The organism is Xanthobacter variabilis (assembly GCF_043831965.2).
Taxonomy (GTDB): domain Bacteria; phylum Pseudomonadota; class Alphaproteobacteria; order Rhizobiales; family Xanthobacteraceae; genus Xanthobacter.
In genome coordinates this window covers 2,242,025-2,267,699 of the sequence record NZ_CM195533.1, presented here as the reverse complement: position 1 = coordinate 2,267,699, position 25,675 = coordinate 2,242,025, and the positions used below count along the sequence as shown (strand labels likewise).

Here is a 25,675-nt window from a genome sequence, read left to right as displayed (position 1 = left end):
GCGTGCCACGGGACGGGATGGACGGCGAGCCGCGCTGTCACCCGCCGCCGGATCGGCGCGAGCAAGGAGCATCCGGCCTCCATTTCGGCGGGCGATGCCGGAACGGAGGATGTTGGGCGGCGGCGGAGCCACGCCAAAGAGGGGATGAATGACGAACCGCATCAGCCGTGCCCAGACGCCGATGCCCGAGATTGGACAGAACCACGTCGCCGCAATTCTGGGCTATGCCTGCCGGTTGCCGGGGGCTGCTAACGTGGACGCTTTCTGGTCCGTGCTGTCGCAGGGGCGTTGCGCCATCACCGAGATCAGCTCCGAGCGGTGGGCCAAGGAGCGCTTCCTGCATCCGCGCTCCGGAGAGCCGGGCCGCACCTATACCTTCGCCGCCGGCGTGCTCGACGACATCTACGATTTCGACCCCGGCGCCTTCGGCCTCTCCCCGCGTGAGGTGGAGCAGGTCGACCCCCAGCAGCGCATCCTGCTCGAGCTCACCCGCGAGGCGTTCGAGAACGCGAACCTTCCCCTGTCCGAGCTGGAAGGCAGCTCGGTGGGCGTGTTCGTGGGCGCCTCGTCCCTCGATTATTCGGTGCGGTTCGCGGCGGACGTGTGCTCCATCGATCCGCATTTCGTCACCGGCAACGCGCTTTCCATCATTTCGAACCGCATTTCGTTCGCGTTTGGCTTCACCGGCCCCAGCCTGACCATCGACACCGCCTGCTCATCCTCCCTGGTGGCGTTCGACCGTGCGGTGCGCGCCATTGAAAGCGGCGAAGTCGAAGTGGCGGTGGTGGCGGGCGTGAACATTCTCGCTGCGCCGTATAATTTCGTCGGCTTCGCGCGCGCGGGCATGCTCTCGCCCACCGGGCGCTGCCGCCCCTTCTCCGCCCAGGCCGATGGCTATGTGCGCTCCGAGGGCGCCGTGGTGATGGTGCTGCGCCGCCTGGATGCGACGCGCGGCACGCTTCAACCGCCGCGCGCAGTGGTGCTCGGCACCGGCACCAATTCCGATGGCCGCACGGTCGGCATCGCGCTGCCCAACACCAGCGCCCAGCAAGCCCTCATCGAGAATGTCTACGCCGCGCGGGGCATCGATCCGGAGGCCCTGGCCTTCGTCGAGGCCCACGGCACCGGCACGCGGGTGGGTGATCCGGCAGAGGCGAACGCCATCGGCAATGCCATCGGCCGCCGGCGCTCGGCGCCGCTGCCCATCGGCTCGGTCAAGTCCAACCTCGGCCATCTGGAGCCCGCGTCCGGGCTCGCTGGCCTTTTGAAATCGCTGCTGGCGCTGCAACACAAGCTGCTGCCGGCGTCGCTGCATCTCGATGAGCTCAATGAGAGCATCCCGTTCGACGAGCTGAACCTCGCACCCGCGCGCACCCCCGTGGCCCTTGAAGAGGGACGCGAGGCGGCGGCGGTGTCTTCGTTCGGCTTCGGTGGAACCAACGCCCATGCGGTCGTGCGCCTGCCGCACGCGGACGAATGGGAAGCCCCCGCCAGCCCGGCCGAGAGCGCGCGACCTGCTGCCCTCGCCATCTCGGCTTCCAGCCGCAAGGCCCTGGCCGATCTCGCCGCCGACTACGCCGCCGCCATCGAGGCCGGCGCGGATCCGGCGGTGCTGGCCAATGGGGCGGCCCATGGCCGTTCGCAGCTCGCACATCGCCTGGCGCTGCCGCTCGACGGCATTCTCAAGCCGGCGGACGCCCTGCGCCGCTTCGCCGCCGATCAGCCGGAGCCCGGCCTCGTCTCCGGCGTCTCGGACCGGCCCCAGCGCATTGCCTTCGTGTTCGCGGGCAATGGCGGGCAATATGTGGGCATGGGGCGCACCGCCCAGCTGGCGAGCCCGGCCTTCCGCGACTCCATCGCGCGTATCGACGCCTTTTTCGTGCCCCACGCCGGCTGGTCCATCGCCGAGGCTCTCGAGGCCCCGGCTGACCTGGAGCGGATCGCGGCAACCGAGATCGCCCAGCCCATGCTGTTCGCCATCGGCGTCGGTCTTGCCGAGAGCCTGATGGCCGCAGGGTGCCAGCCCTCCGCCGTGCTCGGCCACAGCGTGGGCGAAATCCCGGCCGCCTATATCAGCGGCGCGCTCGACCTGAAGGAAGCGGTGGAGGTCATCTACTGGCGTTCCAAGCTGCAGGAGCCCGCCCGCGGCACCGGCGGCATGGCCGTGCTCATGGCCTCCAAGGACGACGCAGCCGGCCTCATCGGCCCGCCGGAAGCGTCCGGCGTGGTCATCGCCGCCGTCAACAGCCCGAGCGTGGTCACCATCGCCGGCCCCCATGCCGAGCTTGATGCCCTGCTGAAGCGCGCCCGCAAGAGCGGCGTCGCCGGCAAGCGCATGGACCTGGACTATCCCTTCCATTCGCCGCTGATGGCGCCGGTGGAAGGCCCCCTGCGCGAGGCCCTCGGCGGGCTGCACCCGCGCGCAAGCCGCATTCCCTTCTTCTCCACCGTCACCGGCCGCCTGTTCGACACCACCCGCCTCGACGGCGAATACTGGTGGCACAATGTGCGTGAGCCGGTGCTGTTCGCCGATGCGGTGCTCGGCGCCGCCGAGGTCGAGAAGATCGACATTTTCCTGGAAATGGGCCCGCGGCCGGTGCTCACCGGCCACATGCGCGAGACGCTGGAACCGCTGCCGGGAAGCCATGTAGTGCTTGGCTCCCTGCAGGAAAAGGCGCCGGCCCATCGCGACCCGGTGTTGCAGACACTGCTGTCGTGCTTCGTCGAGGGCGCGCCGGTGGCGCGCGAGCGCCTGTTCGGTGCGCGGCGCCCGCTGGGCGAGGTCACGCTGCCGCTGACGCCGTGGCAGCGCCAGACCATTGTGGTGCCCGAGAGCGTGGAAGCGGCGGACGTGGGCGGCACCCATCGCCTGCATCCCCTGCTCGGCGCCCGCCTGCGGCAGGATTCCCAGGAATGGCATGGCCTCCTGGATCCCCAGCTGGTGCCGTATCTCGCCGACCACAAGGTGAACGACACGGTGGTGGTGCCCGGCACCGCCTTGGCCGAGATGGCGCTGGCCGCCGGCCGCGAGATCCATGGCGATGTGCCGCTGGCCCTGGAGGAATTCGACATCCTCCACGCCCTCACCCTGGGCGAGGAAGGCGGGCGCGAGAGCCTGGTGCGCGTCGCCCCCACCGGCCTTGTGGAAATCCTGAGCCGGCCGCGCCTTACCACGGACTGGACCCTTCACGCCCGCGGCCACCTGGCGCCGTCGTCCTCCACGCCGGCCGGCCGCGCGCCGGTGGACCAGGATGCGAGCGCCCCGGCCCTGCCCGTCACCGCCAGCGATCTCTACGCGGCCGCGGAGCGCATGGGCCTGCAATATGGCCCGCAGTTCCGGCTCGTGACGGAAGCGGTTCGCCGTGGCCGCCGCATCGACCTGGAACTGAAGCCCGAAAACGCCGACCAGGGCGCGTTTGGCCTTTCCCACGTGCTGCACCCCACCGTTCTGGATGCCTGCCTGCACGGCCTGCTGCTGGCGGTTGACCCGACGGCGCTGGAGGATGGGCGCGTCTATCTGCCGGCCCGCTTCGGTGCGCTACATGTTTTCGCCGCCTCTTCGGTGGCGCGGGCCGAGCTGGCGGTGGTGCGCGCCAGCGCCCGCTCGCTGCTGCTCGACATCCGCCTCCTGGATGCCGAAGGCCATGTTGTGGCGCGGCTCGACGGTGCGCGCCTGCGGGCGGCGACCCTCTCCAACACCGCGGCGACCGAGACCGACTATCGCCAGCATCTGGAAGCCCTGCCTGCCTCCGTGGCGGATATTTCCGTCGTGGAGCAGGTGGAAGCCGCCTTCAGCGGTCTCGACGACAGCGTGGATGCCGGCGACGCCCATGTGCTGCTGAACGCGTTCGCCACCGCTTTGGCCCATGAGGCGGTTTCCGGCCTGCTGAAGGGCGATGTCGCCGCCCTCAGCTCCGTGAATCCGGACGATCTGGTGGAGCGGGGCATTCTCGACGATGCGGCGCGCCCGACCCTGCTCGCGCTGCTGTCCATCCTCGCCGCCGGTGCCCTCGCCGCCCGCGAGGGGCAGGTGTGGACGGTGATCGCCGACAGCGGCCTTCCGGACAGCGCCAGCATCCTGGCCGAGGTGTTGCGGGATGCGCCCGAGCGCGCTGCGGAAGTCACCATCGGTTCCTATCTGGCCGCGGCGCTGCCGACCCATCTGGCGACCGGCGAGCCCCTGCGCATCACCGGCGCGCTGCTGGACCACTGGGAGGCTTCCGCGCCGCCGGCGCGGGCCCTGCAGGAGGTCGCCCGTGCCCTGGTGGAAGGCGGGCGCAAGTCCGCTCCGGCCCGTGTCCTGGTGGTGGAGCGCCACGGCGCCGTGGCCCTGGCGCTGCTGCCGCTCGCGCAGGCGGGCCACATCCGCCTCGCAGTGGATGGCAGCGAGCCCTCCGTGCGCGAGACCCTCGCCGCGCGCCATCCGGCCCTTGCCCCCCTGCTCGCCCCGGCCGCCGATGGCGAGGTCAGCACCTATGACGTGGTGCTGGCCGCCGACCCCCACCCGCTGGTGCTGGAAACCGAGCCCCTGGCCGCGCGCCTTGCCAAGCGGGTCAGCGGCGGCGGCGTGCTGGCCGTGCTGCAGCTTGAAAGCCATCCCTTCGCCGCGCTGATCGACGCGGTTGGAGCGGAAGAGGACAGCCCCGCCCGCCACCGTCCCATGGCGGAAACGGCCCAACGCCTAGCCACGGCCGGCTTCCTGGGCGTGAAGACCCGCCGAGCCGTTCTCGCCGACGCCGTGGTGGACGTGCTTGTGGCCCGCGCCCCCCTGCCCGAGGCGGACGGCGCCCCGCAGGCCGAAGCTGCACTGGCCGAGGCCATCAGCCTGGAATTTGCCCACAGCACCGCGCCCGCCACCCTGGTTGCGGCAATCGATGCGGCGGGTCACCTGAGTGCCCTGCGCCGGCTGGAAAGCGGCGCCGCGCCCGGAGCCGACCTGCCATTGGCCGACGGCGAGGGGCGCAGCCTCGTCCTGCATCCGCTCATGCCGACCACGGCCGAGCCGGCCGCCCTCGCCGGCCTGTTCACCCATGCCACCGCCCTTCTGGAGGCGGTGCGCGCCCATCCGGGCAAGGCCGAAGTGTGGTTCCTCACCCGCGGCAATGCGCCGGTGAATGGCAGCCCACTGGCCAGCGCCTGCTGGGGCTACGGCCGCGTTGCGGTCAACGAGTTCGCGGATATCGACCTGCGTCTCGTGGATGTGGCGCCGAGCCTCGACGCCGACACCGCCGCCGGGCGCCTCGCCGCGCTGCTGCTGGCTGCGCCGGAAGAGCGGGAACTGGTGATCGGCGATGGCCCGGTTTCTGCCGTGCGCACCACCACCGGCGCCGCGGCGCGCGAGCAGGTGGCGCCCGATGGCGAGCCGACCACCACCATGGCCCGCCTGGAGGCGAAGCCCGGCTCCATGGACCGGCTGACCTGGGTGGGCGCCCCGCGCCCCGCCCTTGCCGCCGATGCCGTGGAAATCGAAGTGGCCGCGAGCGCCCTCAATTTCCGCGACGTGATGTTCGCCCAGGGCGTGATCGGCGACGAGATGCTGGAGAACGGCTTTACCGGCCCCTCCCTCGGCTTCGAATGCTCCGGCGTCGTCACCCGGATCGGTACCGCGGTCTCAAGCGTGAAGGTGGGCGACCGCGTCATGGCGTTCGCCCCCGCGGCCTTCGCCTCCCACGTGGTGGTCCCGGCCAACATGGCCATGCCGGTGCCCGACAATGTGCCTCTGAAGGCGGCCGCCACCATTCCGGTGGCCTTCCTCACCGCGTGGTACGGCCTTGTCACCCAGGCCCGGCTGAAGCGCGGTGAGTGGGTGCTGGTGCACGGCGCGGCCGGCGGCGTGGGCCTTGCGGCCCTGCAGATCGCCAAGTGGCTCGGCGCGCGCATCGTCGCCACCGCCGGAACGCCCGAGAAGCGCGCTTTGGCGGCGCTCGCGGGGGCCGACCTGGTGCTCGATTCCCGCTCCCTGGCCTTCGTGGACGACATCCGCTCCGCCATTGGCGGCGTGGACGTGGTGCTCAACTCCCTGGCGGGCGAGGCCATGGAGCGTTCCATCAAGGTGCTGAAGCCCTTCGGCCGGTTCGTGGAGCTGGGCAAGCGCGACTATATCGGCAACACCGAAATTGGCCTGCGCCCGTTCGCCCGTAACCTGTCCTATTTCGGTGTCGATACCGACCAGCTCATCGCCGCCCGGCCGGACGCGCTGCAGGAGCTGTTCGGCGATCTGGTGCGGCTTCTGGCGGAGGGCGAGTTCACGCCCCTGCCCTATCGCGAGTTCGCCGCCGACAGCGCGCCGGAGGCGTTCCGCCTCATGCAGGGCGCCGGCCATGTGGGCAAGATCCTGCTCACCCCGCCCGTGACGCCTCCTCCCGTGGCCGAGACGCCGGCCCCGTTCCGGGCCGCCGCGGAAGGCGTGCACCTGGTGGTGGGCGGCACCGGCGGCTTCGGCTTCGAAACCGCCATATGGCTCGCGGACCATGGGGCCAACGCCATCGTGGTGGCTTCGCGCAGCGGTGCCCTGACGCCGGAGGCGGCCGCCCGCGCCGCCGCCCTCTCCGCCCGTGGCGTGACGCTGACCGCCGAGCGCCTTGACGTGCGCGACGCCGAGGGCGTGAAGCGCTTCGTCGATGGGCTGGTTGAGCGCTATGGGCGCCTCAGCGGCGTGGTGCACGCGGCCATGGTGCTGGATGACGGCCTGCTGCGGGACCTCACTACCGAGCGCTTCGAGAAGGTGCTGGCCCCCAAGATTGAGGGCGCGGCCCATCTGGATGCCGCCACGCGAACGCTCACCGTCGCGCCCGATTATTTCGTGATGTTCTCCTCGGCCACCACGCTGGTGGGCAATCCGGGGCAGGGCAATTACGTGGCCGCTAATGCCTTCCTTGAGGGCCTGGCCCGCGACCGCCGCGCCGCCGGCCTCCCGGCGCTCGCCGTGTCGTGGGGTGCCATCTCGGATGTGGGCGTGCTGGCGCGCGAGACCGCCATCAACGAAAAGCTGAAGCGCCGCATCGGCCGCCACGCCATGGCGTCGGCCACCGCGCTGAAGCATCTGGGCGCCTTCCTTTCGGAGGGCGACGCCATCCACCCGCCGGCCGTGACCTGCGCCTATATCGACTGGTCGACCGCCGGCGAGCTGGCCCTGGTGAAGGCGCAGACCTTCGCCGCCCTGCTCACCGACGGGCGCAGCGAGCGTACGCTGGGCAAGAGCTCCGACCTCGAAAGCCTCATCGCCGGGCAGAACGAGTCCGAGGCGCGCCTCACCATCGCCCGCCTGCTGGCCGAGGAGATCGGCAAGATCCTGCGCCTGCCGGTGGAGGCGGTGGACCTGACGCGTCCGCTCATGGACATCGGCATGGATTCGCTGATGAGCCTGGAACTCGACATGGAAGTGCAGCGTCGGTTTGGCGTGGAACTGCCGGTGCTGGCGCTGGGCGCCGGCTCCACCCTCATGGACGTGGCTGAAAAGGTGCTCCAGCAGGTGCGCGGCAGCGGCGATGCCGGGGCCGCCACGCCGGAACAGCTGATCGCCGAGGCCGGCATCATGGACAAGCACGTGGATCTCGATCTCGACAAGGACGCCATCGCGCGGCTCAGCGCCAAGGTGATCAGCGAGAGCGAGCACACGGGCGGAGGCATAATGTGAGCGCCAACAACACCCAGGGTCGCCTTTCGGCCGACGCCAAGGCCGCGCTTTTGAACCGCATGCGCAGCACCACCCCCGGGGGCACCGCCCCCGTGGCCGCCGCCGCGACGCCCCATTACGACACCTCGTTCGCAACCCTTCCGGGTTTCGAACAGCTGAAGCTCATGCACGCGGCCACGAACGCCTTCGGCATTCCGAACCCGTTCTTCCGCACCCATGACGTGCGCGCCGGCGCCACCTCCGTCATCGGCGGCAACGAGGTGATCAACTTCGCCTCTTACGACTATCTCGGCCTGAACGGCGCGCCGGAGGTGATGGCCGCCGCCCATGGCGCCGTGGATGCCTATGGCACCAGCGTTTCGGCCAGCCGCATCGTGGCCGGCGAGCGCGCCTTCCACCGCGATTTCGAGCGCGAGCTCGCCGCCGTCTACGGCACCGACGACGCCATTGTCTATGTGAGCGGCCATGCCGCCAATGTCGCCACCATCGGCACGCTGGTGGGCCCGCGCGACGTGGTGTTTCACGACGAGCTGATGCACAACAGCGCCATCGTCGGCACCCAGCTCTCGCGCGCGCATCGCCGCTGGTTCGCCCACAACGATCTCGACGCCCTGGAGGCCATGCTGGCCGCCGACCGCGCCAGCTATGGCCGCGCGCTGATCGTGGTGGAGGGCAACTATTCCATGGACGGGGACGCCCCCGACCTCGCCCGCCTCGTGGACATCAAGCAGCGTTACGGCGCCTGGCTGATGGTGGACGAGGCCCACAGCCTCGGCGTCCTGGGCACGCGTGGCCTCGGCATTTTCGAGGCCCAGGGCATCGACCCCAGGTCGGTCGACATCTGGATGGGCACCCTGTCCAAGACCCTGGCAAGCTGCGGCGGCTATATCGCCGGCTCCAAGGACCTGGTGGATTATCTGAAGCTGTCGGCGCCCGGCTTCGTCTATTCGGTGGGCCTGTCCGCGCCGGCGACCCTTTCGGCCCTCACCGCCCTGCGGCTGATGCTGCAGGAGCCCGAGCGGGTGGCGCGCCTGCAGGCCAACAGCGCCCGCTTCCTCGCCGCCGCCAAGGCCGCCGGGCTCGATACCGGGGCAGCGGACGGCCATGCCATTCTGCCCGTCATCGTGGGCGACTCCCTCAAGGCGGTGGTGTTGTCGAACCTGATGCTTGATCGGGGCGTGAACGTGCTGCCCATCATCCATCCGGCGGTGCCCAACAAGGCCGCCCGGCTGCGCTTCTTCGTGACGGCCGCGCACACGCCCGAGCAGATCGACGCGACGGTGAACATCCTCAAGGAAGAACTGCCGAAAACCGACGCCTTCATCCGCAAGCTCGCCTTCGCGGGCATCTCGGACATGCTGGAAGGCGGCGCCGGACAAGGCTGACGCCGGAGCGGCGGACGAAAGGGCGGGCCTCTCGCCCGTCACCGCTCGGGGGGCGGTGCCATGACGATCCTGATGGACATCACGCGCATCTTCCGGCGCGCGCCGCAGCTCACGCCCACGGGCATCGACCGGGTGGAGCTCGCCTACGCCCTCCATCTGCTGAAGCGGGATGATGTGCGCTACATCGTGCGCTACCGCCAGCGTGTCTGGCCGCTGCGCCGGCAGGCGGTGCCGCGCTTTCTGTCGGCGCTCGAGGCCCGCTGGAACGGGGCCAAGATCGCCGCCGCCCGTTCAGGCGAGACCGAGCGCCTGGAAGCGTTCCTCGCGCTGCCGGCGGGCACCCTGGCCGAACCGCAGGCCTCCGGAACGACGGCGCCGGTGGCGGACATCTGGCCGCTCTATGCCAGCCTGTTTTCGCCGGGCGATGGGCTGACCGGCGCGCTGGCTCGGCCGGTGGGCCGTGGTGCCATCTATCTCAACGTCTCCCATGAGGGGCTGACCTTCCCGGGCGACATGGAGCGGCTGGTGCGCGAGCTCGGCTGGAAGCCGGTCTACCTGATCCACGACCTTATTCCGCTGACCCACCCGGAATATGTGCGCGAGGGCGACGAGGCCAAGCACGACTTGCGCATGACGCAGGTTCTGAACACGGCCGCCGCCATCATCTACAATTCCGCCCACACCGAGCAGACCATGCGCGACTTCGCCGCGCGCAAGGGCTTGGCGATGCCACCGGGCATTGTGAGCCTGCTCGGGATCGAGGAAAAGTTCCAGCGGCTTCACCCGCCCGCCGTGGCCGGGGCGACAGCGACGGCGCCCCCCTATTTCGTCGCCGTGAGCACTATCGAGCCGCGCAAGAACCACCTGCTGCTGCTGCATCTGTGGCGCCGGCTCGCCGAGCTGCGGGGGCAAGCCACGCCCAAGCTGGTGCTGGTGGGCCGGCGTGGGTGGGAAAACGAGAACATCGTCGATCTGCTGGATCGCGCCAGCGGGCTGAAGCCCCATGTGTTCGAATGCAACCGCCTCGCCGATGAACAATTGACGCGGCTGCTGCGGGGCGCGCGGGCGATGCTCTTTCCCTCCTTCGCTGAGGGCTATGGCCTCCCGCTGGCGGAAGCCCTGGCCCTGGGCGTGCCCGTCATCGCCTCGGAGCTGGAGGTCTTCCACGAGATCGCGGGCGACATCCCCTGCTACCGGGACGCCATTGACGGGCTGGGCTGGAGCGCGGCCATCGAGGACTTCTGCCGCCCGGACTCCGCGCTGCGCCAAGGCCAGATGGCCGCGCTGAAGGACTTCCGCGTGCCCACCTGGCCCCTCCACTTCGCCAAGGCGGATGAGCTGCTCGACAGCCTCACCTGACGGCTGCGCGACCGACGCGATGGCGCGGCGCCCAGACGGCTTCAGGGTTCATGGAAACAGAGAAACCGTCTATCCCTTTGTTTCTACGGCATCTCTCCGCGCGTACCGGTTCCCGTCCGTTCTGAAGCACCCTATGCCCGCCCCAGCATGCGGCGCAAAATGGCGTTGAGGCCTTCGGGCGCGCAATCGCCGGCCACCGCGCCGGCCGCCTGCCCCCTGACGCCGCCCGCGACGTGGCGGCCGCACTCGATCACGATGTAATCGGTGCGGGGATCGTCTGCGAGCATGTCGAAGCCTGGCAAGAGCGGTGCGTGATCACCGTAGAAAACCAGCAGCGAGCGCTCGGTGGTGGCGTCCAGACCCTCCACCATGCTCGCCAGGAGTTCGTCGGCATGGGCGGCGTGCCGGCAATATTGCTCCAGCGGATCGTCGGTCTCCGAGAGGCGGCCCGCGCCGTAGGGGTCGTGCGCCTCCATGGTGACCGCCATCATATAGATGGAGTGCCCCCGCTCCCGCGCGGCAGCGATCTCCGCCCGCAGGCGCCGGCCCACGGCAGCGTCGGACACGTAGGGCCCGAAACGCTCCATGCCGGAAAAGTCCGCCTCGGTCAGGAAGCGCTGAAAGCCCAGCTCGGGCACCGCCCGCGCACGGCGAAAGAAATGCGGGTCATAGGGATGGACGAACACCGTCTCCCAGCCCTCCGCCTGAAGCTCCCCCGGCAAGGCATGGCCGGTGAAGCGGCGGGCGCGCAGATAGGGGTGGAACCGGTCCACCCCCTGGGCCGCGAAAGCAAGGCCCGTGGACACCGCGAACTCGGGCCGCAGCGTATAGGCCCCATAACAAGGCACCACCAGCCGCCCATGGGCCAGCGCCCGCTCCCGCAGGGCGTCGAGGGCCGGCAGCTCAAGGCCGACGCCCTGGCGCCGCAGGTCGTAGAAGGACTCGGACTGGATCACCACCACCGCGTCATAGACGCCGGGGGCAGCAGCCGTCCCGGCATCGGGCGGGGGTGAGGCGGCGGCGCGCGCGGGCCGCGGGGCTGGCGCGGGCACGGCGCGCAGCGCCACCGCCGACACCAGGATGGACGGCACCAATCCGAGGCGGGTGACGAAAACCCGCGCCGATTCGCGGCTCACCAGCTCCAGCGCCTGCGGCCAGGGGGCCAGCACAAGGCGCGGCGTGGCGAAGGCCAGGCCGAAAAGAAGCAGCAGCAGCCCCAGCGCGACGCCCTGCCCCGCCCAGCTCAGGGTGCGCGGCTCCAGGATCATCCAGCCGACGATAAGGCCCACGAGCCCGGCAATGACGGCGAGCATGCCCAGCGTCTTGCGCCAGCCCAGATAGAAGAGGTCGGGATGCTGCACGAGATGGGTGATGAAGGCGAAGTCCGTGACCACGAACGGCTCTTTCAGATACCGCGCCTTCTCCCCCGAAATCACGAGGAACACCGCCGTGGTGATGATGGAGGCTGTCGCCGCGAACGCCGCGCGCGCCGAAAGCGCCAGCCAGAACAGGAACAGCACCGCGAAGGCCGCCAGCCGCAGTGCCAGGAAGCGGCCCGCCGCCCCCGCCCGCTTCGGCGCGGGCGCGAACACGCGCTCCATCAGGTCGCACACCAGCACGGCGAGCACCCCGGCCGCGAGGCCAGCCGTTACTGTGGAATGGATCATACCGCCATCGCCCCCGCTGCACGGAAAGAGGCGTGCGCCTCGCTCCGCTGGCCCGGTTCGCCACATATACCCGCCCTGGGTCCGATTTTGTGGCCGGCACCGCGGACACGAAGTCGGCGCCGGCTCCCCAGGGACAGACAGGGTTTCAGCCGCCGGCGGTCCCCCCGTCAACCCGCAAATTCGGCGCCGCCCGGCGTTCGCCGGCAAAGAACCGCAGACGGAGCAAGGCGCGGCACCGTCCCCTTCCGCGCCAATCGCCACGCGGGGCGACGCGGACATCCCTGCCCGGCCTTCACGCCCATCGCGATGGAGGGCCCCACGCACGGCATTGGGGCTGGCCCTTCATGCGGCAGCCCCGCGCGAAACCGGCATCGCCGGCGCGGCCTCATTGCTCCCCTGCGTTTCCTCGGGCTTGCCCGCGGCGCCCGTGTCCGCTAGGCCCGCCATTGCGGCGCGGCGCGCGCGCCCCCAGAAGCCTCCCGGCCGTCCGCCCTGACGGCGGGAGATTGGAAACCTCGCCACCAAGTGGGTCTGCGCCTTGGTCGTTCTGCTCGTCATCGTGGTGGCGCTGGGCCTTGCCTTCAGCGTCGCGTCGCTCGCCTCGGCGGCCCGCAAGCTGCTGTGGATGCACCTGCCCAACGAGCAGGCGACAGCGCGCGTCAGCATCATCCTGCCGCTCACCGGCGCGGCGCCCCATCTGCGCGAGATGATCGTGCTGCTGGCCGGCCAGACCCTCAAGCCGCGCCGCCTGATCGTGACCGTGGAGGCGGAAGAGGACCCCGCTTTCGCCGCCACCCGCGCCGTGGCGGAAGAGGCCCCCTTTCCCATTCAGATCGTGGTGGCCGGCCCGGCCACCGAGCAGGCGCAGAAATGCCACAACCAGCAGGCGGCCCTCGCCCTGATCGATAGCGAGGATGAGATCATCGTCCTCATGGATGGCGATATCCGGCCCCATTCCAACTGGCTGTCGGGCCTGGTGGCGCCCATCCTCCACGAGGGCTTCGACCTGGTGACGGGGCATCGCTGGCAGCAGGTGATGGCGCCGCGCCTGGGCGCCCATCTGGTGGCGGCGGTGGACCGGGCGGTGACGCTCACCCCCCGCCTCGACCGCGACAGCACCCGCGTGGTGTGGGGCGGCAGCATGGCCATTTCCCGCGACGCCGCGGCCCGCATGGATCTTGCGGGCAGCCTCGACCACACCTTGTCCGACGACCTCTCCATCTCCATCCAGGCGGCCGAGCGCGGGCTCAGGGTGGTGACGCGCGGTGCGCTCTACATCGCCTCGCCCTCGGACCTGCGCTTGGTCCCGGCCTGGCGCTTCGCGCGGCGCCAATACCAGATCTGCAACATCTACCGGCCGTGGCTGTGGCGCCTGGCGCTCGCGGTCATCGGCCTGCGGCTCGCGGCCTTCGCGGTGGCGGCGGCGGCCGTCGCCACCGGGTCGGCCTGGGCCGGCTGGGGCCTGGGTGCGCTCCTCGCGCTCTCGCTGCTCGGCCTTGTGAAGCAGTATCTGGTGGGCGTGGTGGCGGCGCGGGTGGGGCTGCCGGACCCTGCGTCGGTTCGCCTCGGTCAGCTTCTCCTCGGGATCGTGCAACCTGTGGCGGACCTGTTCCACTTCAGCGTCATTTTCGGCGCGGCCTGGACCGGCACCGTAAAGTGGGGGCATGTGACCTATGATGTCCGGGGGCCTGACCGCATCCGGGTGAAAGGGAGACGGCCATTCTCACATTGATCCGGGCCTTCGCCGGCGCCTTCGGCCGGCTGCCCTTCGCCGCCAAGATCGCGGGACGCTTTCTGGGCGACCCCATGCTGCTCATCGGCCACAAGCCGCTGGTGGGCTGGCAGACCGTGTTCACCCTGCCGTTCCGCCGCATGGCGCTGGTGAACGACAACGCCACCGCCGAGGCGGTGATGCTGGATCGCGCCGGCAAGTTCCCCAAGAGCACGGTCATCACCGCTTTGCTGAGGCCCCTCATCGGCGAGGGCGTCTTCGGCCAGCCCGGCGGAGACACGGTGAAGGAGACGCGGCGCATCATGGCGCGCGCGCTCGCCGCCATCCCGGCGACGCAGATCGCCGAGGTCACCCGCGCCATGACCCTGGAATATATGGAAGGCTGGCTGAAGCATCCGGGCGCGCCGGCGCCCGTGGGGGTGGACCTGTCCCGCCTCACGGTGGACGTGGTTTCGCTCTGCACCATGGGTCGGCGCTTCACGCCCGAGGAATCCCAGCGCTTCACTGCTCTTTTCTCGCTCTACCACGAGCGCGCCAAGGCCACCCTGCTGCTGCTCGCCCATGAGGACGAAGCCACGCGCGGCCGCATCATCCGCGAGCTGGGGCTTGAGGAAGTCGGGGCCGAGATGCGCGCGCTCATGCGCCAGCGCTTCCTCGCAACGCCCCTCGGCCGGGACGGCGACGCCATCTTCGCCCACGCCCTGGCGGATGCGGGCTATGCCCGGCTCGGGCAGGACGACCGGGCGCTCGACGAGATCGCCGTGATGCTGCTGGCGGGCCATGAAACCACCGCCTCCACCCTGAGCTGGCTCGCTTATGTGCTGGCGGGCGACCCCGCCCTTCAGGAGGCCGCCGCCGCGGCGGTCGCGCTGCCCGAGGGCGAGCGCCTGCCCTCCAATGCGCCCCGATTTGCGGGCGCCACCGGCGCGGAGGTGCTCTCCGCCCTCACCCAGGAGGCGCTGCGGCTTTATCCGCCCATCGGCTTCTTCCTGCGTGAGAACAAGGAAGAAGTACCGCTGGAAGGCCGCAACCTGCCCAAGGATAATTTCATTGCCGTGGCGCCACGGGTGCTGCATCGCCATCGCGGATACTGGAAGAAGCCCGACGTCTTCTGGCCCGAGCGCTGGCTTGAGGCCCATGACCTGCCGGCGCGCACCGCCTTTATCCCCTTCGGCATGGGCGCGCGGGTGTGCCCCGGGGCGCAGTTCGCCAATATCGAGATGGCGGAAATCACGCGGCTGATGCTCACGCGCCTGCGGTTCGGCTTGACAGCCGGCGCCGCGCCCCTTCCTCTCGGAAACCTGACCTCGCGGCCCGAGCCAGACATCGTGCTCACCGTCACGCCACGCGCCGCGGCGCCGTCATCCGCTCAACGGAGCTGAACCGCTCGTGTCCGATACCTCCACGACCACCAAGACCAAGGCCCCCAAGAAGAAGATTGATCCGGAGCTGGCCGGGGCCCTGCCCTGCCCCATTACCGGAGCTCCCCCGGTGCGGCGCATCCAGACCATGTCGAAGGCGCTGCTTCAGGACATCTGGCGGCTTGGACAGGGCGTGGACGTGAGCCATCTGTTCAAGGACATCAAGAGCTTCAGCCTCTACGAATCGCCCACCGGGCTCGTCTATTTCGACCCCATGGTGGTCGGCGACGGGGAGTTCTACGGCACCTATTACGACAAGTGGGAGGTGCATGACGCACTCACCTACCTGTCCGACACGCGCGTGGACTTCATGCATACGGCCAAGCATGTGCCGGCCGGCGCCAAGGTGATCGACATTGGCTGCGGGCCCGGCGTGTTCCGCCGCCATGTGCCCCACGCCACCTATGTGGGCCTCGACCCCTATGCGGGGCCGGACGTGGACGACGTGGTCATCCGCGAGACGCTGGAGGAGCATGCGGAGAAAAATCCCGGCGCCTATGACGTGGCCACCTGCTTTCACGTCATCGAGCACGTGCCGAACCCGCGCCGCCATGCGGAGCTGATGGCGAAGCTGGTGAAGCCCGGCGGCCTGGTGGTGCTGGCGGCGCCGCTCTTCCCCTCGCCGCTCACCGAGATCCCCAACCTGCCCATCAACATGCCGCCCCACCACGTGACCTGGTGGAACGCGCGCGCCTTCACCGCGCTGGCGGAGAGTCTGGGGCTCGAGGTGGTGGAGGCCAATGCCACGCCGCCCTCGCCGCACCAGAACATGTTCTTCTGGATGCACAAGCTCTTGTTCCGCCGCACCTATCATTCGCCGGACGAGCGCTATTTCGCCCATCGCTGGTCGTGGCACGCCAGCATCGCCCTGGCCTATCTCGGCGCGCGGGTGGTGAGCCGGTTCCGCTCCATGCCCGCCACGGCGCGGCCGGTGGACGCCTATCTGGTGGCTCGCAAGCCGGCCTGACGGGCCACCCGCGAAGCGCAAATGCTTTTGGCGGGCCGATGATGTATAGGAGCGCCAGCCAACAACGGACGTGAAGGCAAGATGCGGGTTCTGATCACGGGTGGCGCGGGCTTCATCGGCTCGGCGGTGGTGCGGCATGTGGTGGGCCTCGGGCACGAGGCGCTGACCTTCGACAAGCTGACCTATGCCGGCAATCTTGCTTCACTGGAGCCGGTGAAGGACAATCCGCGCCACCGCTTCCTGAAGGCGGACATCTGCGATGCGGCCGCCGTGCGCGCCGCCCTTGCCGAGTTCCGCCCGGATCTGGTGATGCATCTGGCGGCCGAGTCCCATGTCGACCGCTCCATCGACGGGCCCGCCGCCTTCATCAATACCAATGTGGTCGGCACCTTCACGCTGCTCCAGGAGGTTCTGGACTACTGGCGCGCGCTGCCGGAGGCGGCCAAGGCGGCCTTTCGCTTCCACCACATTTCCACGGACGAAGTGTTCGGCAGCCTGGGACCGGAGGGCCTGTTCCGCGAGGACACGCCCTATGCGCCCAATTCGCCCTATTCCGCCTCCAAGGCGGCTTCGGACCATCTGGTCCGCGCCTGGCACCACACCTATGGGCTGCCGGCGGTGATGTCCAACTGCTCCAATAATTACGGGCCCTACCACTTCCCGGAAAAGCTCATCCCGCTGGTGATCCTCAACGCGCTCGACGGCGCGGAGCTGCCCGTCTACGGCACCGGCGAGAATGTGCGCGACTGGCTCTATGTGGAGGACCACGCGGAGGCGCTGTTCATCATCGCCACCCGCGGACGGCCCGGCGAGAGCTACAATGTGGGCGGCGCCAGCGAGCGGCGGAACATCGATGTGGTGCGCACCATCTGCACCACCCTCGACGCCAACGTGCCCGACCCCGCCGGCCCGCGTGAGCGGCTCATCCGCTTCGTCACCGACCGACCCGGCCATGATGCGCGCTACGCCATCGACTTCTCGAAGCTCCAGCGCGAGCTCGGCTGGTCGCCGCGCCACACGTTCGAGGGCGGCATTGCCAGCACCGTGCAATGGTACCTCGACAACCGCGCCTGGTGGGAACCGCTGCGCCAGCGCTACCAGGGCCAGCGGCTCGGTCTCACTCCCGCGGAAAAGGCCTCCTGATGCGCATTCTGCTGCTCGGCGCCGGCGGCCAGCTCGGCCGCGAGATCACGGAACACGCGGCCAAAAGGGAGGTGGAGCTCATCGGGCTCGACCACACCGCCCTCGACATCTGTGACCCGGCGGCCGTGGCCCGCGCCATGGAGGCGCAGCGCCCCGACGTGGTGATAAACACCGCCGCTTATACCGCCGTGGACAAGGCCGAGAGCGAGCCAGAGCTGGCGGCGCGCATCAATGCCTTCGCCCCCGGCCACATCGCCGAGCGCTGCGCGCGCTATCGCACGCCGCTCATCCATGTTTCGACCGATTATGTTTTCGACGGCACCAAGGCCACGCCCTATGTGGAGCAGGACCCGGTGGCGCCGCTGGGCGTCTATGGCCGCACCAAGGCGGCCGGCGAGGCGGCCGTGCGCTCGGCGGCGGAGCGGCACATCATCGTGCGCACCTCCTGGGTCTATGGCGCCCATGGCCACAATTTCCTGAAGACGGTGCTGCGCCTTGCGCGCGAGCGCGAACGGCTGACCATCGTCGCCGACCAGCACGGCTGCCCCACCGCCACATATGACCTTGCGGAAGCGCTGCTGACGGCGGCGCAGGCGGCCATGGGAGAGGATGCCCGCTGGGGCACCTATCATTTCGCCGGGGACGGGGCGACCACCTGGCATGATTTCGCGGCCGAGATCGTGCGCGCGGCGGGCCCGCGCCTAGGCAAGGTGCCCGAAGTGGCGCCCATCACCACCGCAGACTACCCCACCCCCGCCAAGCGGCCCGCCAATTCCCGGCTTGCCAGCGACCTGTTCCAGCGCACCTTCGGCCTCAGGGCCGCGCCCTGGCAGCAGCGTGTGGCGGAGGTGGTGGACACCCTTCTCGCGCCGGCCGCCGCCTCCTGAGGGAGGCGCGGACACGCCGTCGCACTTTTTCGCACCGCCCGCATCTTGTAGGGTGCGGCGCGATTTTATCGATGCAGCCCAGGTCTCCGCCGGCGTGGCGGCCTCTGCGGGCTCGCCGTTCCGGACTTTGAGATGAGCAGCAATTTCAACGAGGAAACCGTGAAGAGCGTCCACCACTGGACGGACCGGCTCTTCACCTTCACCTGCACCCGCGATCCCGGATTCCGTTTCCTCAATGGCCAGTTCACCATGATCGGCCTGATGGTGGACGGTCGCCCGCTGCTGCGCGCCTATTCCATGGCCAGCGCCAATTATGAGGAAGACCTTCAGTTCTTCTCCATCAAGGTGCAGGACGGCCCCCTCACCTCCCGCCTTCAGCATCTGAAGGTGGGCGACAAGATCCTGGTCGGCCGCAAGCCCACCGGCACGCTGATCCAGGACAATTTGTTGCCCGGCAAGCGGCTTTATCTGCTTTCCACCGGCACCGGCCTCGCCCCGTTCCTCTCCGTGACCAAGGATCCGGACGCCTATGAGCGTTTCGAGAAGATCATCCTCATTCACGGCACCCGCACGGTAGCCGAGCTCGCCTACGAGGACTTCTTCACGAAGGAACTGCCGAACAACGAATATATCGGCGAAGAGGTGAAGAAGAAGCTCATCTATTACCCCACCGTGACGCGCGAGCCGTTCCGCCACCAGGGCCGGCTGACGGACCTCATCACCTCCGGCAAGCTGTTTTCCGATATCGGCCTGCCGGTGATCTCGCCGGAAGAGGACCGCATGATGCTCTGCGGCAGCCCGGCCATGCTGAAGGACACGGTGGCCCTGCTGGAGGCGCGCGGCTTCAAGGAAGGCAGCCAGTCGGAGCCCGGTCACTATGTGATCGAGAAGGCCTTCGTCGAGCGCTGAGGCGGCCGGGGCCCTGTCGGCCCCCTTGTCGGCCACACCCTTGCCGGCCGCCCTTGCCGGCCGCCCTTGCCGGCCGCCCTTGCCTTCGCCTGCCGGAGCCGCCCTAATGCCGAGGGGCCAGCGCGCTTCGGCGGGCCATGCGGCCGGCGGCGGCGGTCCACCACAATCCCGGGGGCTCGGGGACGAAGGCAGGCATGTTTGATGCGGTCATCATAGGTGGCGGACCGGCCGGCGCCTCCTGCGCCCTGTGGCTGAAGATGCTGGGCTTCCGCCCCTGCCTCGTGGAGCGCCGCCCCACCCTGGGCGGCCTTCAGAACGACAACCCCTATCCCAATGAGTGGATCGCCTCCGCCCCCAACCGCACCGGCTACGAGGTGGCGGCGGACATTCATCGCCAGATCCTGGCCCAGGACATCGTCTGCCGGCTCGGCGAGGCGGTGAGCGCGCTCGATGTGATCCAGGACGGCTTCCGCGTCACCACCACCGGCGGCGCCATGATTTTCGCGCGGTCCGCGGTGCTCGCCACCGGCGTGCGTCCGGTGAAAGGCGGGCTTGCCGCCTCCGACCAGGTGCTGATCGGTCCTGGCCGCACCATGTTCAATGCCGACTTCGACGGCCAGGAGATCGCCATTCTGGGCGGCGGCGACAACGCCTTCGAAAACTACATTTTCGTGCGCAAGCGCGGCGCGGCAGCGGTGCACATCTATGCCCGCACCATCCGCGCCCGCCGGGAGTTTCTGGAAAAGGTGCCCGCGAACGACGTGCGCATCGGCACCTACCATGTGGAGCCTGAGCGCCCCGCAGTGGCGGACCGCATCTATGACCGGCTGGTGGTGCTCTATGGCTGGGAGCCCTACCTGCCCTACGCCCACCATCTCGACCTCGCCCGCACCGCGCGCGGCTTCGTCGAGACCGATGCCGACTGCCAGACCTCCATCCCCAATCTCTATGCGGTCGGCGAGATCGCCCAGCGCATGCACCCGTGCTGTGTGACCTCCATGGCCGATGGCGTGGTTGCGGCAAAAGCCATCCAGCGCAGCCTGGAAGAAGACGCCGTCGCCCGTTTCGTGGAGCGTGTGCACGCCAGCCGCCGCCTGGATTGACGCCGGCAGATGACCCGCTTCCGCGCGAAGCGGGAGCAGGGTCGCGCGGAAGCCCTTACAAACACACGGATAGAGCGCTTCGGCATGTCCCGGAAAACTGAAGTCCGCTGAAGCACGTCGCCTCATCCCGCCGACCACACCGTGCCGACCGGCTGCCGATCGCTGCGGAAGGCGACCTGCGCGCACCGCAAGCGGATCCCCGAACGCCCCTCGACCATCAGGCGCGCGACCTCTTCCGACAAGCGCCCGAGCCAGAGCGGCCGACCCAATCCTGCCCCAAGCCAGTCCTGCCGTCCCGGTCCCGGCGCCCCCGGTCAGCCCCTCCCAGAGATGGGCCGCCCCTGGGCGCGGGCCGGAAGCAGGCCTGCGCATCACCCAACATCGCGGGATCGGGCCACCGCGGTCGCCTGTTGAGATGAAAGCATTCTCTTCAGGCGAAGCAGGTCACTGCGCCAAGAGAGGCGCGATCAGGAGAGGCTTTATTCTCCCGGGACAGCCACCGCATCCCCGGCCAGCTCCGGCTCACGGGTCGTCCGCACCGCAGGAATGGGAGCCGCGAGCGCGGCGGCCACCTCGGGCTGTCGCATGAGGGCGGCGGCGGCGGCATAGATGTCGCCCGCCTCGCTCACCGGGGCCTGCACCATCTCCGCCGCCACGCGCGAGGGGCGGGAGGACAGCACCACGATGCGGTCCGCCAGGCGCACAGCCTCCGCCAGATCATGGGTCACGAACAGGACGGCCGTGCCCGCCCGCTCCACTTCGCGCCGCACCAGCGCCTGCAGCTCCTGCCGCAACCCCACATCGAGGGCTGAAAACGGCTCGTCCATCAGCACCAGGTCCGGCGACACCGCCAAGGCACGTGCGATGGCAACGCGCTGCTGCATGCCCCCCGAAAGAGCTGCGGGGCGCTTCCCGAGATCGGCTTCGCTGAAGCCGAACCGCATCAGGATTTCCGCCGCCGCCGCGCGGCGCGCCAGCCGGCTCACCCCGCGCGCCTTCAGGCCAAAGGCGGCATTGTCCAGCGCGTCGGCCCAGGGCAGCAGACGCGGCTCCTGAAACACCATGGTGGGGTTGGAAAAACCGTTGCGCAAAATGCCCGCGCTCGGCATCTGGGCTCCGGCCGCCAGACGCAGCAGCGTGGTTTTCCCGCAGCCCGAGCGGCCGATCAGCACCACCAGCTCGCCCGGACGCACCTGCAGATCAATGCGCTCCAGCACCACGCCATCGGCGAAGGCGAGGCGAACCCCTTCAAGACTCAGCATGGTTCATCCTCCCGCCACGGAAACCGCCGCGCCCGAGCCGTTGCGGGAGGCCAGCCACCCCCGCAGCGGCGCCAGAAGCACGGCATCGGCGCAGAGCAGGAACACCACCACCAGCACGATCCAGGCCATGGTTTCCCCGAGATCGAGATAGGCGCGCGCATCGGCAATGCCGCCGCCAACACCGTCCGCGCCGCTCAGCACCTCCGCCATCACCGCGACCTTGAAGGAAAAGGCGAGCGCCGTGGCGAAGGCGGGCACCAAATGGTCCGCCAGCGACGGGAGGATCAGATCGGTGGCGCGCTGCCACACCGGGGCGCGATACACCCGCGCCATCTCCTGCAGGCGCGGATCAAGGCTACGCACGCCCTGCACCGCCGCCAGGAACACGATGGGGGCGGCCGTCACCGCCACCGTGAACGCCGGCGCGCCACCGCCCGGGCCGAACCAGAGCAGCGCCAGCACCACCCAGGCGATGGGCGGCGTGCCAAGAATCATGGTGAGCACCGGCGCCGTCATCGCGCCGATGGGGACGAACAGCCCGCCGAGCAGCCCCAGCGTGAGCCCCACGGCCCCTCCAACGAGGAAGCCGCTGAGGGCGTGGCCGGCGGTGGCGGCCAGGGCCGGCAGCGCCAGCCCTTCCGCGAACAGCCGCACGATGGCCTCACCCGTCGTCTGCAGCGAGGGAAGCACGAACGGCCCGAGCGCATAGTAGCCCCACTGCCAGGCCGCGAGCAGCAGCAGCACGCCAAGGGCACCCCAGCCCCAGCGCACCGCGCCTGACTTGAGGGAGGAGGCACACATGCCCGCCGCCTCACATGTTCAGGTAGAAGTCGTCGGGCGGCAGCTTGCCGCCCAGGGCTTCCGGCTGCATGGAGAGAATGGTCTCGTAGAAGGCGACGAGGCCCGGCTTCAGATCCTTCGCGCCGGTGGCGACCACGTTGAAATAGTCGAGCGAGGCGGAAAAGATGGGGGCCTTCATGCCCATTTTTTCCTGGGCCAGCTCGCCGGCGGCGGCCTTGTTCGCCAGCACCCAGTCCTTCGCCGGGACGAGACCGGTGCGCATGGCCTCCATCACCTCCGGATTTTCCTCAATCAGCTTTTCATGCACGGCGATGCCCGCCATGGGCAGGCCGAGCCCGTTGTGCTGCTCGCGCCAAACCTCCTGCAGGTTCACGGCGCGATAGAGGTCCTTGCCGGCCTTCTTCGCCATCATGATGGCCGCGGTGGCCGGCGGCTCGGAGAGCACGGCGGTGGTCGCGCGCCCGGCGGCCAGCAGCTGGGCCGCCTCCATGGGCGTCTGCACATAGGTGAGCTTGAGGTCCTTGTCCGGATCGATGCCCGCACCCTTCAGGCAGGCCCGGAACACCAGGTCCGGCATATCGTTGCGGAAGAAGCCGAGCACTTCCTTGCCGGCCAGATCCTTTAGGCTCTTGATGCCCGCATCGGCACTGACGACGAACAGATGGCCCATGGACAGAATGGCGAACAGCTTCAGCGGCATGCCGCGATTGGCCAGATTGGCCGGCACATGGGTGGGCGTGGTGAAAAGCCGGGTGCGGCCGGAAACGATGGCAGCGCGCAGATCATCCGTATCGCGCCAGAGGCGGAAGGTGGCGCCGGGCGCGGCGGCATTCAAGCCGCCCGAGGCCAAAAGGCGCACCAGAACGATGGTGGAGCCATTGGGCGCGCCCAGAATCTCAAGCCCCTCGGCGGGCTTGGCGAAGGCGCGCGGCAGGGAGCCAGCACCAAAGGCGGCCAGGCCGGAAGCAGCGAAGGCGTTCAGCATCTGCCGGCGCGAAAGCAATGCGGTCATGAAACCCGTCCCCTGAAAAGTCCCGCTCAAGCTGGAGCGCATCCTATATACCTGTAAATATAACACGAGCCACTCGGGGACTTCACGCAGGCCGAGCCCGGCGAGATGTCGCGCCCGTCGCGCCGACACGGGTGGCCTTTTTGCCGGTACGATGGCAGCATCCCCCCGCTGTTCGATCTGGCAGGACGAGGGGGGAAAAGGATGCGGGCACTTCGTGTGCGGCTGATGGCTCTTGCGCTGGCGCTGCTGGCACCGGCGGCTCTGTTTCCGGCGGCCGCGGAAACGCTGGAGCGCGTGACGCAGAACCAGACCTTCCGCATCGGCTACCGCCACTTCGCCCCGCCTTATTCCTATTCCGCCGCCGACGGCCAGCCCGCGGGCTACATCGTGGACCTCTGCCGCGAGGTCGCGGCCGGTGTGAAGAAGGCGCTCAAGCTGCCCAAGCTGAACATCGAATATGTGAAGGTTTCCGCAGACGACCGATTCGAGGCCGTGCGGGACGGGCGGGTGGACATTCTGTGCGAGCCCAGCTCCATGACCATGTCGCGCCGCGCCATGGTCGACTTCTCCCTCCCCACCTTCATTGACGGCGCCAGCGTCGTTACCCGTGGCACGCCGGTGAAGGGGCTGGAGGATCTTTCCGGGCGCAAGGTGGGCGTGCTCAAGGGTACCACCACCGAGGAAACCCTGCGCACCACCCTCGGCCAAATGCATGTGAAGGCCGACGTGGTCGCCGTGAACGATCACCCCGAGGGGCTGAAGATGCTGGCGGACGGCAAGCTCGACGCCTATTTCGGTGATCGCGGCATCCTATATTACCTCATCACCAACAGCCCCTATGCCGGCAAGCTGGCCCTTTCGGACCAGTATTTCACCTTCGAGACCTATGCCCTGGCCCTGCCGCGGGGCGATCAGGCCTTCCGCCTGCTGGTGGACACCACCCTGGCCGACCTTTATCGCACCGAGCGCATCCGCGACATCTATGCGCGCACCTTCGGCAAGTTCCCGCCGGACCAGTTCCTGAACGCGCTGTTCGTCATCAATGGCGTGCCGCGATAGGGTGTTCTTGAGCGAGGTGGGATCCGGCTCGCACGAAGGAAACCCATCAACGCAAAGGGATCGGCTGTTTCCGAGCGCCCTTGAGGCACCGAAACAGTCCGGCGCGCCCTTGGCCCGAGGACACAGCGCGGGAAAATCCGGGCAAAGCCCGCCCCCTCCCTTGCGGGAGCGACTTTCTTGCGTCGCGCAATCGTGCCAGGAAGGGCGGAAGCATCGCGCTCCGACACAGATTGCCACACGGATTGCCCATGAACGCTCTTGAAGCTGAAGGCCTGCTCTCCGCTTGGTCCTTCGACGGCAAGGGGGCCGGAGTGCCCATCTCCTGGCACGACCTGCAGCAGCCCAATCCCGTGCCGGCGGGGGGCTTCCTCTGGCTCCATTTCCGGCACATCGAGCGCATGCCCCAAACCTGGCTGCGCCAGACCTCCGGCATCGACCCCTCCGCGGTCGAGGCCCTGGTGGAGGCGGAAGCCCGGCCGCGCTGCGCCGTGTTCGCGGATGGCGCCCTGCTCTCGCTGCGCGGCATCAACCTCCAGCGCAACGCGCTACCGGAAGAGCTGATCACCGTCCATCTCTGGGTGGACGTCAAGCGCATCATCTCCGTGCAGCACGAGCCGCTGTCGGCCATCGCCGATTATGAGGACATGCTGAAACGCGGCCGCTGCCCGCGCACCCAGGGCGAGTTCGTAGCCGAGCTTTCCATGCGCCTTGTGGACCGGCTGGACGCGGTGGTGAACAGCCTCATCGATGAAGCCGACGACCTTGAGGACAGTGTCGAGAAGACGGAAAGCTCCGTGCTGCTGCCCAAGGTGGCGGTGCTGCGCCGCGTGGCCATCAAGCTGCGCCGCCACATCGCCCCCCAGCGCGAGGCGCTCAACCACTTTTCGCTGGAAGACGACGACTGGCTCGGCCCCAAGGATCGCAACCGCCTGCGCGACGCCGCCGACCGCGTGACCCGCTTCACCGAAGAGCTGGACAGCGTGCGCGAGCGTGCGGCCGTCATCCGCGACCAGATGGTGGACCGGCGGGCCGAGCAGATGAACCAATCCATGCTGGTGCTCGCGGTGGTGACCGTGGTGTTTGCCCCGCTCACCCTCATTTCCGGCATGTTCGGCATGAATGTGGGCGGTATACCCGGCTCGCAGGACGGCGAGGGCTTCTGGATCGTCACGGTGATCCTGATCGCCCTCGGAATGTTCTTTTTCTGGGCTTTCCGCCGCCTGCGCTGGATCTGAGAACCAACCTCCACGAACCAGCCGGCGGAGCGCGCATCAGCAAACGGCTAGCGCCATCGCCCGCCTTTTTCCGCAGCGGGCGATGGCGCGGTGCCAC

The 25,675-nt window shown here is 69.1% G+C and carries 16 protein-coding genes; 12 read left to right on the top strand and 4 right to left on the bottom strand.

What is annotated here, in order from left to right; genetic code table 11:
- Window positions 1-148 precede the first annotated feature (148 nt).
- Genes V5F26_RS09770 through V5F26_RS09760 form a run of 3 tightly spaced genes read left to right on the top strand, consistent with a single transcriptional unit; the run spans window position 149 to window position 10,380 of the window.
- Window positions 149-7,636 carry an SDR family NAD(P)-dependent oxidoreductase gene (locus V5F26_RS09770; protein WP_394947922.1) on the top strand — a complete coding sequence of 2,496 codons (7,488 nt, stop codon included), beginning with the start codon at window positions 149-151 and terminating at the stop codon, window positions 7,634-7,636.
- A 59-nt stretch (window positions 7,637-7,695) separates the two neighbouring features.
- Window positions 7,696-9,021 carry an aminotransferase class I/II-fold pyridoxal phosphate-dependent enzyme gene (locus tag V5F26_RS09765; protein WP_394947937.1) on the top strand — a complete coding sequence of 442 codons (1,326 nt, stop codon included), beginning with the start codon at window positions 7,696-7,698 and terminating at the stop codon, window positions 9,019-9,021.
- 60 nt (window positions 9,022-9,081) lie between these two features.
- Entirely contained in the window at window positions 9,082-10,380 is a 1,299-nt protein-coding gene (locus V5F26_RS09760; protein WP_394947921.1) for a glycosyltransferase, read from the top strand.
- Between the two features lie 131 nt (window positions 10,381-10,511).
- On the opposite strand, the gene V5F26_RS09755 is transcribed toward V5F26_RS09760, so the two are convergent.
- Complete coding sequence (locus V5F26_RS09755) at window positions 10,512-12,047, bottom strand: LTA synthase family protein (RefSeq protein ID WP_394947920.1); 1,536 nt, start codon at window positions 12,045-12,047, stop codon at window positions 10,512-10,514.
- A gap of 538 nt (window positions 12,048-12,585) precedes the next feature.
- Here V5F26_RS09755 and V5F26_RS09750 point away from each other — a divergent pair.
- The 7 genes from V5F26_RS09750 (at window position 12,586) to V5F26_RS09720 (ending at window position 20,209) form a co-directional block, all read left to right on the top strand.
- Window positions 12,586-13,779: a glycosyltransferase family 2 protein gene (locus V5F26_RS09750; RefSeq protein WP_394947919.1), complete on the top strand. Its 1,194-nt coding sequence runs from the start codon at window positions 12,586-12,588 to the stop codon at window positions 13,777-13,779.
- The gene (locus V5F26_RS09745; RefSeq protein WP_394947918.1) at window positions 13,776-15,161 is read left to right on the top strand and encodes a cytochrome P450; all 1,386 of its coding nucleotides are present in this window, start codon (window positions 13,776-13,778) and stop codon (window positions 15,159-15,161) included. Before V5F26_RS09750 ends, V5F26_RS09745 begins: the two co-directional genes overlap by 4 nt.
- Window positions 15,162-15,168: 7 nt before the next feature.
- The gene (locus tag V5F26_RS09740) at window positions 15,169-16,167 is read left to right on the top strand and encodes a class I SAM-dependent methyltransferase (protein ID WP_394054495.1); all 999 of its coding nucleotides are present in this window, start codon (window positions 15,169-15,171) and stop codon (window positions 16,165-16,167) included.
- Between the two features lie 81 nt (window positions 16,168-16,248).
- Window positions 16,249-17,310 carry a dTDP-glucose 4,6-dehydratase gene (gene rfbB / locus V5F26_RS09735; RefSeq protein WP_394947917.1) on the top strand — a complete coding sequence of 354 codons (1,062 nt, stop codon included), beginning with the start codon at window positions 16,249-16,251 and terminating at the stop codon, window positions 17,308-17,310.
- On the top strand, window positions 17,310-18,197 hold the full coding sequence (rfbD, locus tag V5F26_RS09730; protein ID WP_394947916.1) for a dTDP-4-dehydrorhamnose reductase: 888 nt from the start codon (window positions 17,310-17,312) through the stop codon (window positions 18,195-18,197). Before rfbB ends, rfbD begins: the two co-directional genes overlap by 1 nt.
- A gap of 132 nt (window positions 18,198-18,329) precedes the next feature.
- Complete coding sequence (locus tag V5F26_RS09725; RefSeq protein ID WP_394054500.1) at window positions 18,330-19,106, top strand: ferredoxin--NADP reductase; 777 nt, start codon at window positions 18,330-18,332, stop codon at window positions 19,104-19,106.
- A 194-nt stretch (window positions 19,107-19,300) separates the two neighbouring features.
- The gene (locus tag V5F26_RS09720; RefSeq protein WP_234052482.1) at window positions 19,301-20,209 is read left to right on the top strand and encodes an NAD(P)/FAD-dependent oxidoreductase; all 909 of its coding nucleotides are present in this window, start codon (window positions 19,301-19,303) and stop codon (window positions 20,207-20,209) included.
- Window positions 20,210-20,688: 479 nt separating this feature from the next.
- Here V5F26_RS09720 and V5F26_RS09715 read toward each other — a convergent pair whose 3' ends face one another.
- From V5F26_RS09715 to V5F26_RS09705, 3 genes are read right to left on the bottom strand one after another with little or no spacing between them, the layout of a single operon-like run.
- On the bottom strand, window positions 20,689-21,471 hold the full coding sequence (locus V5F26_RS09715) for an ABC transporter ATP-binding protein (RefSeq protein ID WP_394947915.1): 783 nt from the start codon (window positions 21,469-21,471) through the stop codon (window positions 20,689-20,691).
- Between the two features lie 3 nt (window positions 21,472-21,474).
- The gene (locus V5F26_RS09710) at window positions 21,475-22,272 is read right to left on the bottom strand and encodes an ABC transporter permease (protein WP_394947914.1); all 798 of its coding nucleotides are present in this window, start codon (window positions 22,270-22,272) and stop codon (window positions 21,475-21,477) included.
- A gap of 10 nt (window positions 22,273-22,282) precedes the next feature.
- A complete protein-coding gene (locus tag V5F26_RS09705) occupies window positions 22,283-23,284 on the bottom strand; it encodes an ABC transporter substrate-binding protein (RefSeq protein ID WP_394947913.1) in 1,002 nt (333 codons plus the stop codon).
- 201 nt (window positions 23,285-23,485) lie between these two features.
- On the opposite strand from V5F26_RS09705, the gene V5F26_RS09700 reads away from it, so the two are divergent.
- Together V5F26_RS09700 and V5F26_RS09695 are read left to right on the top strand one after the other, a co-directional pair.
- Window positions 23,486-24,343 carry an amino acid ABC transporter substrate-binding protein gene (locus V5F26_RS09700; RefSeq protein ID WP_234052486.1) on the top strand — a complete coding sequence of 286 codons (858 nt, stop codon included), beginning with the start codon at window positions 23,486-23,488 and terminating at the stop codon, window positions 24,341-24,343.
- A 248-nt stretch (window positions 24,344-24,591) separates the two neighbouring features.
- Complete coding sequence (locus V5F26_RS09695) at window positions 24,592-25,578, top strand: zinc transporter ZntB (protein ID WP_234052487.1); 987 nt, start codon at window positions 24,592-24,594, stop codon at window positions 25,576-25,578.
- The last annotated feature ends 97 nt before the right edge of the window (window positions 25,579-25,675 follow it).

Bases quoted from the DNA above. Each gene is read 5' to 3' on its own strand.
- rfbB (WP_394947917.1), top strand. From the start codon at position 16,249: ATGCGGGTTCTGATCACGGGTGGCGCGGGCTTCATCGGCTCGGCGGTG.
- V5F26_RS09720 (WP_234052482.1), top strand. From the start codon at position 19,301: ATGTTTGATGCGGTCATCATAGGTGGCGGACCGGCCGGCGCCTCCTGC.
- V5F26_RS09715 (WP_394947915.1), bottom strand. From the start codon at position 21,471: ATGCTGAGTCTTGAAGGGGTTCGCCTCGCCTTCGCCGATGGCGTGGTG.
- V5F26_RS09760 (WP_394947921.1), top strand. From the start codon at position 9,082: ATGACGATCCTGATGGACATCACGCGCATCTTCCGGCGCGCGCCGCAG.
- V5F26_RS09765 (WP_394947937.1), top strand. From the start codon at position 7,696: ATGCGCAGCACCACCCCCGGGGGCACCGCCCCCGTGGCCGCCGCCGCG.
- V5F26_RS09695 (WP_234052487.1), top strand. From the start codon at position 24,592: ATGAACGCTCTTGAAGCTGAAGGCCTGCTCTCCGCTTGGTCCTTCGAC.
- V5F26_RS09700 (WP_234052486.1), top strand. From the start codon at position 23,486: ATGCGGGCACTTCGTGTGCGGCTGATGGCTCTTGCGCTGGCGCTGCTG.
- V5F26_RS09710 (WP_394947914.1), bottom strand. From the start codon at position 22,272: ATGTGTGCCTCCTCCCTCAAGTCAGGCGCGGTGCGCTGGGGCTGGGGT.
- V5F26_RS09705 (WP_394947913.1), bottom strand. From the start codon at position 23,284: ATGACCGCATTGCTTTCGCGCCGGCAGATGCTGAACGCCTTCGCTGCT.
- V5F26_RS09725 (WP_394054500.1), top strand. From the start codon at position 18,330: ATGAGCAGCAATTTCAACGAGGAAACCGTGAAGAGCGTCCACCACTGG.
- rfbD (WP_394947916.1), top strand. From the start codon at position 17,310: ATGCGCATTCTGCTGCTCGGCGCCGGCGGCCAGCTCGGCCGCGAGATC.
- V5F26_RS09755 (WP_394947920.1), bottom strand. From the start codon at position 12,047: ATGATCCATTCCACAGTAACGGCTGGCCTCGCGGCCGGGGTGCTCGCC.
- V5F26_RS09770 (WP_394947922.1), top strand. From the start codon at position 149: ATGACGAACCGCATCAGCCGTGCCCAGACGCCGATGCCCGAGATTGGA.